This window comes from Alcaligenes sp. GW821-FHT11D07 (assembly GCF_058808495.1).
The window spans coordinates 1,139,633-1,153,628 of sequence record NZ_JBXART010000001.1 but is presented as its reverse complement, the minus strand read 5'-3'; the positions used below and the strand labels follow the sequence as shown (position 1 = coordinate 1,153,628).

General features: G+C 53.0%; 14 protein-coding genes and 1 tRNA gene. 10 read left to right on the top strand and 5 right to left on the bottom strand.

Going from position 1 to position 13,996, the window contains the following annotated elements; translation table 11 throughout:
• The first annotated feature begins 55 nt into the window (after positions 1-55).
• The 5 genes from AC1RSM_RS05270 to AC1RSM_RS05250 all read left to right on the top strand — a co-directional run bounded on the left by AC1RSM_RS05270 (position 56) and on the right by AC1RSM_RS05250 (position 4,694).
• Positions 56-991, top strand: a complete 936-nt coding sequence (locus AC1RSM_RS05270; protein ID WP_492930163.1) for an N-carbamoyl-D-amino-acid hydrolase — start codon at positions 56-58, stop codon at positions 989-991.
• Positions 982-2,163 carry a YgeY family selenium metabolism-linked hydrolase gene (locus AC1RSM_RS05265; protein ID WP_492930161.1) on the top strand — a complete coding sequence of 394 codons (1,182 nt, stop codon included), beginning with the start codon at positions 982-984 and terminating at the stop codon, positions 2,161-2,163. Before AC1RSM_RS05270 ends, AC1RSM_RS05265 begins: the two co-directional genes overlap by 10 nt.
• Before the next feature lie 21 nt (positions 2,164-2,184).
• Positions 2,185-3,708, top strand: a complete 1,524-nt coding sequence (locus tag AC1RSM_RS05260) for a M81 family metallopeptidase (protein ID WP_492930159.1) — start codon at positions 2,185-2,187, stop codon at positions 3,706-3,708.
• Positions 3,709-3,931: 223 nt separating this feature from the next.
• A tRNA-Pro gene (locus AC1RSM_RS05255) sits at positions 3,932-4,008 on the top strand.
• Positions 4,009-4,526: 518 nt separating this feature from the next.
• Complete coding sequence (locus AC1RSM_RS05250; RefSeq protein ID WP_492930157.1) at positions 4,527-4,694, top strand: hypothetical protein; 168 nt, start codon at positions 4,527-4,529, stop codon at positions 4,692-4,694.
• A 38-nt stretch (positions 4,695-4,732) separates the two neighbouring features.
• On the opposite strand, the gene AC1RSM_RS05245 is transcribed toward AC1RSM_RS05250, so the two are convergent.
• Positions 4,733-5,152: a BON domain-containing protein gene (locus AC1RSM_RS05245; RefSeq protein WP_492930155.1), complete on the bottom strand. Its 420-nt coding sequence runs from the start codon at positions 5,150-5,152 to the stop codon at positions 4,733-4,735.
• A 1,117-nt stretch (positions 5,153-6,269) separates the two neighbouring features.
• Between AC1RSM_RS05245 and AC1RSM_RS05240 the strand changes: the two genes are divergently transcribed.
• Together AC1RSM_RS05240 and AC1RSM_RS05235 are read left to right on the top strand one after the other, a co-directional pair.
• Positions 6,270-6,530 carry a SemiSWEET family transporter gene (locus tag AC1RSM_RS05240; protein WP_492930153.1) on the top strand — a complete coding sequence of 87 codons (261 nt, stop codon included), beginning with the start codon at positions 6,270-6,272 and terminating at the stop codon, positions 6,528-6,530.
• A gap of 797 nt (positions 6,531-7,327) precedes the next feature.
• Positions 7,328-7,867 carry a lipocalin family protein gene (locus AC1RSM_RS05235; RefSeq protein WP_492930151.1) on the top strand — a complete coding sequence of 180 codons (540 nt, stop codon included), beginning with the start codon at positions 7,328-7,330 and terminating at the stop codon, positions 7,865-7,867.
• 810 nt (positions 7,868-8,677) lie between these two features.
• On the opposite strand, the gene AC1RSM_RS05230 is transcribed toward AC1RSM_RS05235, so the two are convergent.
• The gene (locus AC1RSM_RS05230) at positions 8,678-8,827 is read right to left on the bottom strand and encodes a hypothetical protein (protein ID WP_492930149.1); all 150 of its coding nucleotides are present in this window, start codon (positions 8,825-8,827) and stop codon (positions 8,678-8,680) included.
• A gap of 83 nt (positions 8,828-8,910) precedes the next feature.
• Positions 8,911-9,144, bottom strand: coding sequence for a hypothetical protein (locus tag AC1RSM_RS05225; protein WP_492930147.1), 234 nt, complete (start codon positions 9,142-9,144; stop codon positions 8,911-8,913).
• Between the two features lie 247 nt (positions 9,145-9,391).
• Here AC1RSM_RS05225 and AC1RSM_RS05220 point away from each other — a divergent pair, with 247 nt between their 5' ends.
• On the top strand, positions 9,392-9,670 hold the full coding sequence (locus AC1RSM_RS05220; RefSeq protein WP_492930145.1) for a hypothetical protein: 279 nt from the start codon (positions 9,392-9,394) through the stop codon (positions 9,668-9,670).
• 204 nt (positions 9,671-9,874) lie between these two features.
• Here AC1RSM_RS05220 and AC1RSM_RS05215 read toward each other — a convergent pair whose 3' ends face one another.
• Positions 9,875-11,185, bottom strand: coding sequence for a ParB/Srx family N-terminal domain-containing protein (locus tag AC1RSM_RS05215; RefSeq protein ID WP_492930144.1), 1,311 nt, complete (start codon positions 11,183-11,185; stop codon positions 9,875-9,877).
• Between the two features lie 235 nt (positions 11,186-11,420).
• Between AC1RSM_RS05215 and AC1RSM_RS05210 the strand changes: the two genes are divergently transcribed.
• The gene (locus AC1RSM_RS05210) at positions 11,421-11,720 is read left to right on the top strand and encodes a hypothetical protein (protein WP_492930143.1); all 300 of its coding nucleotides are present in this window, start codon (positions 11,421-11,423) and stop codon (positions 11,718-11,720) included.
• Between the two features lie 165 nt (positions 11,721-11,885).
• A complete protein-coding gene (locus AC1RSM_RS05205; RefSeq protein WP_492930142.1) occupies positions 11,886-12,527 on the top strand; it encodes a hypothetical protein in 642 nt (213 codons plus the stop codon).
• Between the two features lie 16 nt (positions 12,528-12,543).
• Here the strand turns inward: AC1RSM_RS05205 and dsdA are convergent, their stop codons facing one another.
• A complete protein-coding gene (dsdA, locus tag AC1RSM_RS05200; protein WP_492930140.1) occupies positions 12,544-13,893 on the bottom strand; it encodes a D-serine ammonia-lyase in 1,350 nt (449 codons plus the stop codon).
• Between the last annotated feature and the right edge of the window lie 103 nt (positions 13,894-13,996).

Here is a 13,996-nt window from a genome sequence, read left to right as displayed (position 1 = left end):
GGCGTTCCGAATCCCGCCCAGCGCGGATCTTAATTGTTGATGGAGTTCAAATTTCATGTCCAGGTTTGTCAATGTAGCAGCGGCTCAATTGGGCCCTATCGCGCGCAATGAAAGCAAAAAGCAGGTGGTTGATCGCTTGCTGGCCCATTTGCATCAGGCCAAAAAAATGGATGTTGATGTGGTGGTCTTTCCAGAGTTGGCACTGACTACGTTTTTTCCCCGTTGGTTCAGTGAAGATATTTCGGATTTTGATTGTTTTTACGAAACCCAGATGCCGGGGCCAGATACCCAAGCCTTGTTCGATGCGGCGGCCCGTTTGCAGATTGGCTTCTATCTGGGCTACGCCGAACTGGTCGTCGAGAACGGCGTAAAGCGGCGCTTTAACGTCTCCATTCTGGTCGATAAAACCGGCACGATTGTGGGCAAGTATCGCAAGGTTCATTTACCCGGCCATGGTCAGGACGAACCCTGGCGTGCTTTTCAGCATCTTGAAAAATACTATTTCGAGCCTGGCCATGAGTTCGGTGTGTGGTCCGCCTTTGGGGGCGTCATGGGCATGGCCTTGTGCAATGACCGCCGCTGGTCAGAAACGTATCGCGTCATGGGTTTGAAAGGCGTGGAAATGGTCATGCTGGGCTACAACACGCCCGTACATAATCCGCCCGCCCCAGAGCATGATGATTTGTCCATGTTCCATAACCATTTAGTGATGCAGGCCGGTGCTTATCAAAATGGCACCTGGGTGGTGGGGGTAGCGAAAGCAGGCAGCGAAGAAGGTATTGAGATGATTGGCGGCAGTGCCATCATTGCCCCGTCGGGCGAGATCGTGGCGTCCTGCTCGACCAAAGGTGATGAGCTGGCAATTGCTCGTTGTGATCTGGATCTGTGCCATTCCTACAAGAGCACGACATTCAACTTTGAGCGACATCGGCGTCCGGAAGCCTATAGCCTGATCAGCTCGCAACGTGGAGCGGTCGTGCCATGGGCCTAAATGCAACTACTTCTGTGGACATGGCTTGGGATGCCGTCAGCCTGACGCAAGCCTTTGTGCGTATTCCCAGCCTGTCCGGACAAGAACAGGACATGGCGGACTTCGTGCAGAAGGTCATGCAAGAGCTTGGATTTGATCAGATCCGTGTTGACGAAAAGGGCTCGGTGCTGGGCTTTGTAGGCCCGGAACAGGCACCTTTGGCGCTGCTATTTGATGCCCATATGGATGTGGTGCCCATTGCCGGAACCTGGACGGTGGAGCCTTTCGGGGCCGTGATTAAGGATGGCCGCATGTACGGGCGCGGCACCAGCGATATGAAGGCGGGCCTGGCCGCGGCACTGTGCGGAGCGGCGGCAGCAGCCCGTAGCGGCAAGCTTAAACAACGTATCGCGGTGTCGGCCAGTGTGATGGAAGAAGTGATTGAAGGCTTTGCCTTGTCACACGCTTTGGAGCAGTGCACACCAGCCGCTGTGGTGATTTGTGAGCCTTCACGGTTGCGCATCATGGTAGGGCAAAAGGGGCGTCAAGAAATTTTGCTGCGTCTGCAAGGCCGTCCTGCGCACGCCGCCTTGCCGCATCTGGGGGTGAACCCGATTCAGGCAGTTGCCAAGGCGATCGCGGCCTTGCACGTTTTGGCCTTGCCGCAGGACGCGCAGGTTGGCCAAGCGCTGCTGGTGCCTACCGATATTATTTCGGACCCGCATCCGTCCATTTCCTTGATACCGTCTTCGGTCACGGTGCGCTTTGACCGCCGTACCTTAGTCGGCGAGAGCAGCGAATCTGTTCTAAAACAGATGGAGCAATGTTTGCAGGCGGCGGGGGTGGAGGGTTTCTCGCTGGAAGTAGTGGACAGTCAGGTACAAACTTATACCGGTGAGCAAGCCAGCCCTGCGCGGGATCTACCCGCCTGGCGCCTGGATGAAGCAGCCCCCTTGGCACAGGCGATGGTGCACGCTGTGCAGAAGGCGGGGAGACCGGTAGAGATGGATACCTGGTGGTTTTGTACCAATGGTTCTGAATCTGCAGGGCGACGCGGGATTCCGACGATAGGTTTGGGGCCAGGTGAAGAGGCCCAGGCGCATACCGCGGACGAATCTGTGGCCATCGATGATGTTCTGGGGGCCAAGGACATTTACGAGCAGTTGTGCATGCAATTAGCAGGGCAAGCTTAACCATCCAATCGGAGACAAGTGATGCGTATTGCAGTAGCGGGTTTTCAGCACGAGACCAATACCTTTGGTCCCGCGATGGCCACGATGGCAGACTTTGAGCATGGGGGCGGGTGGCCAGGGATGTGCCGCGGGGAGGCCATAGAGCCAGCCTTGCGTGGGGCCAACATTCCCGCTGCCGGGTTTATGGCTGCGGCTGCCCAGGCGGGAGTCGACTGTGTCCCGTTACTGTGGGCGGCTGCCAGCCCCTCTGCGCCCGTCGAGGCCATGACCTACGAGGCTATTGTGGCGGAGATTCTGCACCGGCTGAAACAGGTTTTGCCGGTGGATGCGGTGTATCTGGACTTGCACGGGGCGATGGTGGCCGAGCATAGAGACGACGGAGAGGGACATTTGATGGTTCTGGTCCGAGAGATGATCGGGCCTCATGTTCCTCTGGTTGCCAGTCTGGATTTACATGCCAACGTCAGCGACACCATGCTGGCGCAGGCTGATGTTTTGGTGGCGTACAAAACCTATCCGCACGTGGATATGGGGCAGACAGGCGAGCGTAGCTTTCACGCTTTGATGCGGCGAATGCGCAGTGCTAATCGTCCCAAGCTGGCTTGGCATCGCTTGCCGTTCCTGATTCCTGCTATTTGGCAAAGCACGGAAATGGAGCCAGCCGCCAGCTTGTATGACAGCCTTTCCAAGCTGGAAGCGATAGAGGGCGAGGGCAGTGTCTCCTTTGCAATGGGCTTTCCGGCAGCGGACGTGCCTGAGTGCGGAGCGGTACTGTGGGCCTATGCACCGACACAAGAGCAAGCAGACAGCCGTCTGGCTGGTTTCCTGGATGAGGTGCTCAGCAAGGCCGAAGGCTTTCAAGGCAGGCTTTACGAGCCAGATGAGGCGGTGCAGTGGGCTTTGGACCATGCAGGTTCTGCTCCGGTCATTATTGCCGATGCACACGACAATCCTGGTGGTGGCGCCAGTTCTGATACCTGTGGACTCTTACGCGCCTTGCTGAAGGCGAACGTATCGGGGGCGGCCTTGGGACTGATCGTGGACCCGGAAAGTGCCGCCTTGGTTCATCGAGCAGGTCCAGGTCAAACCATAGAACTGGCTTTGGGCGGCAAATCCGGCGTGCCGGGAGATATGCCTTTGCATGGTCGCTTCTATATCGAGTCCGTGTCCGATGGCCAATTCCGGGCGACCGGACCTTACTACGCGGGCTGTGCCATGAACTTAGGGCCCAGCGCCTGCTTGCGCATAGAGGGCGTGCGTATTGTGTTGGCGTCCTATAAGTCACAAATGGCGGATCAAAGCATGTTCCGTTTTGTGGGTATAGAGCCGGAGAGCATGAAGATTCTGGTTTTAAAAAGTGCCGTGCACTTCAGGGCAGATTTTGGCAGCATTAGCGACCAGATCATTGTGGGCGCCGCGCCAGGGGGCGTATCCATGCGCACCACAGATTTGCCTTGGGAGCGGCTGCCCTCGGAACGTTTGCTGTATCCGGGAGGACCTAGCCTGGCTCAGTGGCGGCAAGCACAGACAGGAGCAGGGGGCTGATCAACAAGAGCGTTGCATTTTTTTACCGAGTAGGTATACTTTCGCCTTCACGGTTTTGAAGCTTTGCGAGGCAGTAAATACTTACTTGCATATCAGACCGACTGTTCAGGCCAGTGCAGGATTTCTTCAGGACTGAGATTGACTATCGAAAATCTCAAATCGAAAGAAAAAACCTAAAAAACACTTGCCAGAAGTTAGGAACAGGGTTATAGTTTAATTCTTTCGGGGCGTAGCGCAGCCTGGTAGCGCACTTGCATGGGGTGCAAGGGGTCGAAGGTTCAAATCCTTCCGTTCCGACCATATTTAACAAGGGCTTACAGCTTAATTGCTGTAAGCCCTTGTTCTATTGTGCGTGACATTTACGTGACCTCTCACGCAGATCTCCTTTTCAGTAGAGTTAATACGGGTGCCTGCGAGTTGCTCCCCGTCCCCCCCGTTTGTATCCCCAATCAGCTCCCCCCAGGTCTGTTGCTGAGTAGCGTGACGTTACGCGGCCATTCCTATGTCCGAGTTGTAGTGCGCCAAGTAGAAACGGCAGCCACCGTTTGAAAGCGGGAGTGCCGGAAGTAGGGACGTTGTCTTGTAGAAATGAACCACCCCATGGGTGTTCGTCATCGGCCCCGTGGGGCCTTTCGAGCCGGCTTGCTCAATGCCTGCTATGCTAGCGTAGGCGGCAGGCCATCCTTCATGATATTGCCTCAGCAGTGTCTTTGCGCATTAATGCATTGCCGGGCATATCCTCTGCCTGTTTCCTGCTGCCATGCAAGACCAAGCGAACGATAAACAAAAGCACGTTTAACCAAACTGGAGAGATTCCCATGGGTACAAAAATTATTACTGAAGCCGATCGTAAACGTACTCCTGCTCCCACGCCTCCCAAAGGCGTGACCCTTAGCACACAGGTCCGGGGCCAACGTGTTAGCCAGGAGCGCGGCGCTCATACGCGCAGCAAGAAAAATCCCGGCAAGCGCGCGCATTCGGGCTAATTTCTGGGGGCGCACAGTTGAAACTGAGCGCCCCTGAGTTAGTCAGCTTTTACTCTTAGTCCGGCGGCTTCAACCTTAGTTACGCCTTCCACTTTTTCAGCTGCCGCTACGGTTTTCTTGAGTGCGTCTTCATCAGAGGCAGTTCCGGCAATCGTTGCGACGCCACCCTTAGTCTCGACAGTAATGTTTTGGCCCTGCAGTCCTTTATCTCCCGCTAGGACGGCTTTAATTCGTTTAGAAATTTCTTCGTCGTTCGTGTGTTTTCCAGCATTCGTCTTGTAATCGGCGACTTCTTTAGCGTTTGCCTCTCCTGGCGTTTTCTTCTCTAGCGTTGCATTTTCCGGTGTTGCAGACAGATTGGGATGGGACGCCTTGTCGGCTGCCATGGCGCCTGCGCTTAATCCAAAGCTGAGTGCTGAGGTAATCAGTAGTTTACGGATGGTCGTTGAGTCAGTCATTTTTTCACCTGGCGTAAGCGGAATGAGTTTCAAAGAGTTCGTTACTACATAGCTATTACTTTCACAGCATTTGAGAGCGGCACTGCCACTATGATGTGATGGTCATTGTGCGTCTAAGACGAATGTGTCGGCCCTCGCTGCGTACTACCGATTGGCGGTATTTACGGCGGAGAGATAGGCCGGTTTTCCCGCAAAAGAATAATTATTCATACTGCTTGAGCAGAGCTTCAATCCTAAGCAGGCCTGCCACCTATCCTGCTGTTAAATCCCAACCATCTGACAGGCCGAACAGCCATAAAGCTGGCGAACACCACGTTCGCTGAGGTCTTGTTTGAGCGTTAATGGGGGCATATAGAGGTGGCCAGGGGTATGCAGCCTTGAGGGCCGTAACGTCCGACCCATTGTGCTCATCCTGCCATGATCCAGTTTTCCCCTTGTAGTGCTTCTTCGCTTAGGCTTGATACAGGTACTGGCTACGCCTAGACGAGTCAAGAAATCTACAGTGTGATTCTCAAGGCTCTTGCCTTTATCTGACTTTAGCGCGAGACGTATTTTTAGGATCGGGGAAAAAAGTAACAGCAGTAACCTAATGTCTGAGTGTCGTCTTTACGGTGAAGTCGGGCGGCTAGTTTGGGGCTTGTTACCTTATATTGCTCATTTGACGGGTAAAGACATGCCATTTAAAAGCGGTTTCAGGCCCTTTAGTGCTGAGCAGCTCCGGCGTTGACTAGAAAAGTGCTTGGCATGTTTGCTCATATTGCCGCAGTTTGGATAAATAGTAAGCCCCATCTTCCTTCGAAGCGTGGGGCTTATTCGTTTCTAGGTTGAGCTCTTCTAGTTATATGGATTCCGTCATTCATAGTTTAAGAAATTCGGATATTTATCTATTCAAGAAATTAAAAATGTTTGGGGATGTGTGCTTGCGAACAATGATGTGATGCGGCTTGAAGTGAGCCTTTTGCCGAGATCCCTGGATTGAAAATTATCCGAATAAAAATACTGAGTGGCAATAAATCTTGGTTTTTTATAAAAGGCTGTATATTCCATCCAGTAATTTGTAGTGCTTTGTATGCGGTATAGCTTGGGAAAATTTCAATAATTGGGTTGGAGAGTCGCTATGGATAGCAAAGTGCTTACGTATTTGGGCTGGATGGCAACATTTACGGCGGTTGCCATGTATGTCTCTTACCTTCCCCAAATAAGCAATAATTTGAATGGGATCAAAGGTAGTTGGGTACAACCTTTAGTGGCTGGTTTTAATTGTTCACTTTGGGTCGTATATGGGCTGTACAAGAAACCTAAACGTGATTGGCCCATTGTGGTGGCGAATCTCCCAGGTATTGTGTTTGGATTTATCGCCTTTTCTACTTCTATTTAGATCGTACCTTGAACGATCTGCGGTCAGTCACGAGCTATTGACGTGGTCAGTGGGATTGCTCGCGCAGGGTCAGCACGCTATTGATTAGGTTCCTGGTTTATCAATTTGTTTCGTTAATGTCATATAAAGAATCGCTCAAGTTAGCTATGTCACATATCGTGTCCAGCTGCTACTGCGTGACACCTTGCGTGTTAATTTCCTGACTCCTTGTAATTGATAATGGATTAATAACAAACATGGCATTAAGTTCCACTCAAGCACATGCTCTGGCTAAAGAGCTGATGCTGGCAGTAGTGTGCTGTATTTCTTTGAGGAAAGTAGGGGAGACAAATGAAGGTATTTCTTCTGAGGGAGCCGGCGAGATTTGCAGACCACAAGACGCGATGTACCTTAGTGCTCTGTATCTTGAAATCGTTAACGAACTTCAAAAGTAGTTTTAAACGCTAAAAGTCAGGATGGCGGTCGACGGCAATTAGAGCGTCGGCCCTTTTTTTGTTTTTAACTTTTTACATCTGAACCCTAAGCGTGCAGGGCTCAGGGCGGGAAACCGTCGATATCTACTTTATTTAGCGTGACCATGAGACACGTTGCTTGTCTGAGCCTTACCGCTTTGCCTCGTAAACAGGATTTTGATTGGCTGCTACGCGAGTGATACGGCGGTTTGCTACGGCCGCGCCCGCCTGTTCTTTGGAGGCCTGTGCTGTCTTATCTCGCTTTAATCCTTAATTCCTTCATTTCATAACAGTTTGTGGTTCAACATTGGCGTATTCTCAAGAGGTCTTTCAAGGAGAATTGTGATGAGAACAGGTTTTGCGCTGTTGTTGTTGATGCCCCTGATGGCTTGCACCTCCTCTCCCGCTGATTTGGCGACCCAGAAAGAGGTGGATTTGAACAAGTACATGGGCACCTGGTACGAACAAGCACGCCTACCCAATAATTTTCAGCGTGAGTGTGTCGGCGACGTACAGGCGGATTATGTGATGGGCCAGGACAAGTCGATTCAGGTCACCAATCGTTGTCGCGCCAAGGATGGCAGTGTGAAAGAAGCGCTTGGTGAAGGGCGTCTGAACAGCAGTGTCAATCCTGAAGATCCGGCCATATTGGAAGTTCGCTTCGCGCCTAAGTGGCTCTCTTGGTTCCCGATGGTCTGGGGGGATTACTGGATTATGAAGCTGCAAGGGGATTATCAGTATTCCTTGGTGGGAACGCCTGATCGCAAGTATTTGTGGGTGCTGGCGCGGGACAAGACAGCTGATCAAGCGGTTGTGAAGCAGCTATTGGATTTTGCGGCCTCGCAAGGTTTTGCGACGGATAAAGTTATTCCTACAAACCCCTAGCCGGTTTGGACGTATCGCCTTGATATAGCGTAGATAAACAAGCTATTTATTGCCTAATGATCTATGCTGTATTACTGCTCTGACATTTGTTGGAGCCGCCATTGACCAATGGAGGTCACAATGGACAAGAAAGGTAAGGCGCCTAAAAAAGCAAGTGTACGCAAGTCTGATCCCACTCAGGTCAAACCGGGTTGGCCAGCTCAGGCCCCCAACGAAGGGATCAAACGAGCCAGCGCCGCTCACGATCATAAACCCACTGGAAGAGGGGCCGCTCGGGGCCGATAAGCTCTAGAGACTGTAGCCGCTCTTTTATTTCTGATATGAAAAGGGCCCGCAATGACATCATTGCGGGCCCTTTTGTGTATTTAGAAGCGGGGCAGCTAATGCTTGAAATCCTGCAGGCCGCCGGGCCAGAGTTTGAAACCCAGGCAAGCTCCCCATCGGTCTTGCTCGTACAGCCACAATGTCTTGCAACTGGAGCACTGATAAAGGGCTTTTTTAGCTTCGTCGTCTCTTTTTGAGGAACCGCAGGCAACGACCATGGATTCGTGTTTGCGACTGCGTGATTTGGATAGGGGTAACAGCTGGCATAGAACGCACAGCGTTTGTGGAACCTGATAATGCACTGTTTTCTCCTCTAAGGAGTGGCTCCAGTCATAAAGCTGGAGTGATCTACATTTTTTTATTGTTGTTCTGCGCTTTTGTTCGACGTGTTAGGGGCAGAGCGATGCTGGGCTGAATAATCAACTGAGCGGGAAAGGGATGGTCTTGGGGGAGCAGACCCGTTGGGGCGAGCCTGCGCAGCATTACTTACTTGCCTTTTGGCTGATCCTGCGGGACTTTGCTGTCCTTTTTCTCGTCATGCTTTTCGGGATGCATGGCGGCTTTGTGATCAGGAGCGGGTGAAGGCTGTTGGGGGGATTTGGGAGCTTGCTCGGGTTTTTGGTTGGATTGTGTCATGTCATAACTCCAATATAAAGAACGTCGTCGCGGCGAGCTAAACGCAGGCAGCAAAAGACCGCCTTGCGGTGCCGCGAAAGGGATCAGTTCAACAGGGACTGATTTTTTTGCGCAGGGGGAGGGTTTCGGGGACCGTCCTGGCCTGTACGCTCGTCTGGGTTCGGCTGTGCTTGATCTTCATCTTCAACACGTTCGATTTCGACGGGGCGCTTGTCGCGGGGATCTGGGGAAGTAGGCTCGGCAGCTTCGCTAGCCGATTGAAGGGGGAAGCGAAGCAAGTTAGCTTGGGTTCCTGTGGACCGGAGGTAGTAAGTCATAGGCACTCCTGCCATGACTGACAGCATGCATGTCAGAAAGTCTGAGTGACAGCGTCAGTAGCTCCTTCACGGTGTTCTCGAGAAGGTCTATCTTCATACTAGACGTGTTCTGAAAATCCACACCATGCTCATTTGTAAGTCATTGTATTTTAATAAAAAATAAGTCTGTTCGATTGAAGTTAATTCAGTTGAAAAAGTCTTGCAAGCCTATACTGAGTGCTCCTTAATCAGCCGTTTGGGGTGGATCATGAGCACAAAAATATCGTCAGAAAAGCAGCAGTGGGACGAGGACGGTGGCTCCCAGCTCAAGGCTCTGGCCGTGTCTCGGGCGGTAGATCAGCTGGATAAAGAAGACCAATTGATCTTGGGCTTTTTAGGCGCCTCTTTACTGAGCTTGTGGGATGACTTGCCCGCCAGCGAACAGCAAAGATTGCTCAATACCCAGGCGATCAAAGATGCTTTTGACAAAGCGGAAATCAAATCCCGCATTCGACGCCTGGAAGAGCATTTCAAGCAAAAAAAGTGAATCTGCCTGCCTTTGACTGAGGCTGGGGGCGTGGTCTGAGAGATACTCGTGAAGTATCAGCGGGCATCAAATCCGCCGTGAAGGCGGACTGTGAATGCAGCGGCGACCGCTTATGTAGCCCTTGTGGCAAGGTCTGGATAACGTGTACTTTCATTCCGCATCAGTGGGCTATTCAGACGGCTTGCCAGGAAGGTGTCGTGCAATCTACCAGCCCCAGCAAGTGCCCGCTGCCGGTTTTCCGCAGTTGCGATAATTCACGGCGAACCACAGCTTGCCAGCACCTCGGGGGCTGCCATCTGATTTGACATCATTGCGTGGCAACTCCTCCAGCGTATCGCGGGCCGTCTTGGTGGGTGAGTCGCTGGCGGCATCGGCTTCCAAAACAATACGTGCCAAAGAGGCGGCGGTTCGGTCTTCGAATACCGGCTCATCATCCTGTAGTGCTGCCATTTTTAAGGACGCATCACGTACCGCTGCGGCATAGCTCTTGTCCGAGCCGCCCGGTTTCAGGGACTTGTTCAAGGTACTGGGCGCCAGTATCTGCTCGGGTGTAGCAGGGGGCGCCATCATGTATTGCGCTAGGCTTGGCAGCTCATTGGCAGAGACCTGACGACGTAACCAATCGCCCCATAGAAACTCGGCGTATTCAGGCAAGTCTCCGTTGCCATAGGCAATGTCACGGGTGAAATAGACCAGCGAGCGATACGGATCTTCTTGCATGCCGCCGCTCTCTTGTGGCGTGGCCAGCCCTAGGCGTGCAGGTAGCTGATCAACGGTGATGGCTTGGTTCTGGCCGTCTCGCAGCCAAACGCGCCGGTCTTCGATCATGCGTTGCCAGAATGCGGTGGCGTCGGGCAGAGCGCTGTAGTTGGCATCTACTTTCACCCACACAGGCAGCTTAGGTCCACCGTCGGGGATTTCACGTAGCGATGAAAAGGTATGGTGGCCATCAGTCAGGTAAAGATTCCCGTCCCAGCCCACAACCACGGTTTTCAGTTTAGCGGTTTGGGTGCCAGGGGCATCTTTGCACAGGAAGGTAGTGGGTTGATCCAGGCGGGCGGCTTGCACTTCGGCAATGCTCAGAAACTTCTCTGCTCGTTCGGTGCCGCCTACATCTTCACAGTAATCATCGAACTTTTTACCTATTGTGCGGTTCAGGTAATCCAACTGCTTTTTGCTGTCATTCGCCCAGCTTGATCGTTGGAGATCGCCTTGCCAACGGCCCAGCTTGTAGTAGACCTGATCGTAGCCAATGGCTGACTGTGTGGGACGCAGCTCCTCGATGCGAACTTTCAGGACTTCGCCCGGTTGGGCATCCAGATAGGCGGTATTGCGCGACGCTGGTGTTTCCTCTGTGGGTGGGGGCGGAACAAGAGAGGCGGTGTCCTCTTCTTGACTGCCTGTACTGCTGCCGCAAGCCACTAGGGCCAAGGGAAGTAACACAGCGCTGATAGTGCGCCACAAGCTATGCCCAGCGGGGCGAAAGGTAAACACACGATAGATAGCGGGGCTCATAGTGGGTTCTGGATGTGGTTGAGTGAGCGTAGATGATGAAGGACGGGTATTGCCAGAAGATGGCACTTCTTCTTTTGGGTAAGCGGTGTGGAGCAGGCCCACCCCCAGTTTTTCTATCAAAATTGTGACCAGCTTCTTCCGAGGGGTTCTGACCTGGCTTCAATCCCGTAAACTAGCCCACCTTGAATCAACATTTTGGCCCAGTTCGTGCTGGTGCTAAATAGAAAGGTTAGGGATGTCGCTCTACAAAAAAGCCTGGTTATTTACGGTGTTCAATGTCCTGGTGCTGTGTACGTTTTCTTTCTGGATACCGGTACTTGATCGGGCGCTGGGAACCTTTAGCTTTCTGGTGTTTGGCGTTTATATATTGGGTCAGGGCCTGGTCGCGATGACGGCTTTTAGCTGCCCTAAATGCGATGTTTCTCCCTTTATGGGAAGCCCGGGCTTGTTTACCACCTATTCGCCGATCCCGCGCCGAAAATGTGGCCAATGCGGGCATGATCATACGCAGCCAGACCCCGCAGAGCCATCCTGACTTTCTGTATGCTGCCATTCAGGAGGCGGGTTCGGTAGCTCGTTGCTGCATGACACGTTTTGAAGGGGGCGCTCGTGCTAGGGCCTTCTTTTATGTTTTCTTGAATGCCATATACAGAAAAAACAGAAAAAACAATTACTGAGCTGCTGGCAGGAACAATCTATCGTGCTTAACTTCGCAAAATCTATTTTGACTCCCGTGCTTGTGCTTGCGCTTGGCGGCTGCGTCACCTCCGACATCTTGTCAGAACGCTATGCGGAGCAAGCTGCTTGCTTGAATCCACAAGGGCCGTATCCTGCGTCTTGCGGGGCCAATTACAAGGGGCCGACAGGCGAGCAAGTGCTTAGCAAGCAGGTGACTGGCGGCAACCCTGATATCCGCTATCTGACGGCAATGGAGACGTTTTATCCTGGTATGCCCATTAGCCGGGAGAAACTGCTGGAGGTTGCGCATGCGGCCGAGCAGGGTGACGAGGCTTCCATCATGGCTCTGGGCAGAACCTATTATGAAATTGGTCAGCACTACACTAATTGCAGCGTGGTTCGTACCGGGCAGAACTGGTTGAAGCGCGGTAGTGACATGAACCTTCCACACGCTAAAGTGGCTCTGTCCCAGCATTATTTCAGCGGCATATGTGGCCCTATCCAACTGGATAAAGCACTGGGCCTGGCACGGGATGCCTACGCCCTGGATCAGCATCCCATCATCAAGGAATGGCTGGACTACGCGAATGATCCGGCCAATCAAAAACTTGCTGTGAGCGAGCGGGCGCAACAGCTCAAAGCGCATCAGGGAAAGGCCAACTAAGCGTGGTGCGCCGCGCTTAATCCAGGCTTGCTTGTTGGCGCCCCTTGTCCAAGTAAGCCTGAAACTCCTCGTCTGGCACCATGCTGCCGCCTGTGCCCCAAATCAGATGAGTCGCTTGGCTCAGTTGCGTATCCGTCAATCCCATACGCTGCACATATTCGGGTGATTTCAGTACACGGACCATTCCTGGGGCCCCTGCCAAGGCGGATGGCTCCAGTTTCACCTTGTCGTTTTCATAGACCATGAGCATCAAGCGGTACAACTGTTCATCGGTCACGGTGTAGTAACCGTCAATCAGCCTTTGCATGGCTTTGCCCACAAAACCCGATGGGCGTCCTACGGCCAGCCCGTCAGCAGCCGTGATGTTATCAATGCCAAAATCTTGCACGCTGATCAGATCATGCAGGCCGGTATACACGCCCAGCAGCATGCAGGGGGAATGGGTGGGCTCGGCAAAGATGCAATGCACTGCGTCACCAAACACCAGCTTCAAACCAAAGGCGACGCCCCCCGGGCCACCGCCTACCCCGCAGGGCAGATACACAAAAAGAGGGTGTTCGGCGTCGATGCGAATGTCAGCTTGCTGGAACTGCGTAGCCAGTCGCTCGGCCGCAACGGCATAGCCCAAAAACAGGTCGGGGGAATTCTCGTCATCCACAAAATAGCAGCGTGGATCAGCGGCGGCTTGTTCGCGTCCTTGCTCCACCGCGACGCTGTAGTCAGATTGATGTTCGACAACCGTCACGCCGTGGCTGCGCAACTTGTCTTTTTTCCATTGCCTGGCATCTGCAGACATGTGCACGCTGACTTTGAATCCAAGCTGCGCACTCATGATGCCAATGGACAAGCCCAGATTGCCAGTTGAACCGACCGCAATTGAGTATTGCTGAAAGAACTGGCGAGCGTTCTCGCTGGCCAGCTTGCTGTAGTCTTCGTCCAGACTGATGAGTCCGGCTTGCAAAGCCAGGTCTTCTGCGTGTTTCAGGACTTCATGAATGCCGCCACGGGCTTTGATGGAGCCGGAAATGGGTAGTTCGCTATCGGCTTTCAGCCATAAAGCGCCTACGTGTTCCAGCCCATTCTCTTTAATCAAGGACTGACGCAGATGAGGGAGTGGGTAAAGAGGGGACTCAATAATTCCACCACTGGCGGCCGTATCGGGAAATACGCTCCTTAAATACGGCGCAAAGCGTTGCAGTCGCGCGCTGGCCGCTTGCACATCAGTGGCGGTCAGCCCGACGTCTGACAAGGCTTGGGCGCTGGAAGCAATACCCGGATTGAACCAGTTGCTCTCTTTCAGGGCGATCAGGTCGCGGATAAGCGGGTGGCTGTGTTGCCAGGCTTCTAGGGTCTTTCCATGGATCATAAGTTGAGCTGACCAGTAAGGTGAAATCGGCAAAGGCAGAAAAAAGATGCTACCTGATTGTGGCTGTTGCGGGCAGGTCCGGGTGAGGGGGCGATAGCGCTGG

What these genes read in the sequence shown, in the direction of transcription:
- AC1RSM_RS05245 (WP_492930155.1), bottom strand. Translation starts at nt 5,152, where the DNA reads ATGACTGACTCAACGACCATCCGTAAACTACTGATTACCTCAGCACTC.
- AC1RSM_RS05225 (WP_492930147.1), bottom strand. Translation starts at nt 9,144, where the DNA reads ATGACTTACTACCTCCGGTCCACAGGAACCCAAGCTAACTTGCTTCGC.
- AC1RSM_RS05235 (WP_492930151.1), top strand. Translation starts at nt 7,328, where the DNA reads ATGAGAACAGGTTTTGCGCTGTTGTTGTTGATGCCCCTGATGGCTTGC.
- AC1RSM_RS05250 (WP_492930157.1), top strand. Translation starts at nt 4,527, where the DNA reads ATGGGTACAAAAATTATTACTGAAGCCGATCGTAAACGTACTCCTGCT.
- AC1RSM_RS05270 (WP_492930163.1), top strand. Translation starts at nt 56, where the DNA reads ATGTCCAGGTTTGTCAATGTAGCAGCGGCTCAATTGGGCCCTATCGCG.
- AC1RSM_RS05210 (WP_492930143.1), top strand. Translation starts at nt 11,421, where the DNA reads ATGTCGCTCTACAAAAAAGCCTGGTTATTTACGGTGTTCAATGTCCTG.
- AC1RSM_RS05265 (WP_492930161.1), top strand. Translation starts at nt 982, where the DNA reads ATGGGCCTAAATGCAACTACTTCTGTGGACATGGCTTGGGATGCCGTC.
- AC1RSM_RS05260 (WP_492930159.1), top strand. Translation starts at nt 2,185, where the DNA reads ATGCGTATTGCAGTAGCGGGTTTTCAGCACGAGACCAATACCTTTGGT.
- AC1RSM_RS05215 (WP_492930144.1), bottom strand. Translation starts at nt 11,185, where the DNA reads ATGAGCCCCGCTATCTATCGTGTGTTTACCTTTCGCCCCGCTGGGCAT.
- AC1RSM_RS05240 (WP_492930153.1), top strand. Translation starts at nt 6,270, where the DNA reads ATGGATAGCAAAGTGCTTACGTATTTGGGCTGGATGGCAACATTTACG.
- AC1RSM_RS05220 (WP_492930145.1), top strand. Translation starts at nt 9,392, where the DNA reads ATGAGCACAAAAATATCGTCAGAAAAGCAGCAGTGGGACGAGGACGGT.
- dsdA (WP_492930140.1), bottom strand. Translation starts at nt 13,893, where the DNA reads ATGATCCATGGAAAGACCCTAGAAGCCTGGCAACACAGCCACCCGCTT.
- AC1RSM_RS05230 (WP_492930149.1), bottom strand. Translation starts at nt 8,827, where the DNA reads ATGACACAATCCAACCAAAAACCCGAGCAAGCTCCCAAATCCCCCCAA.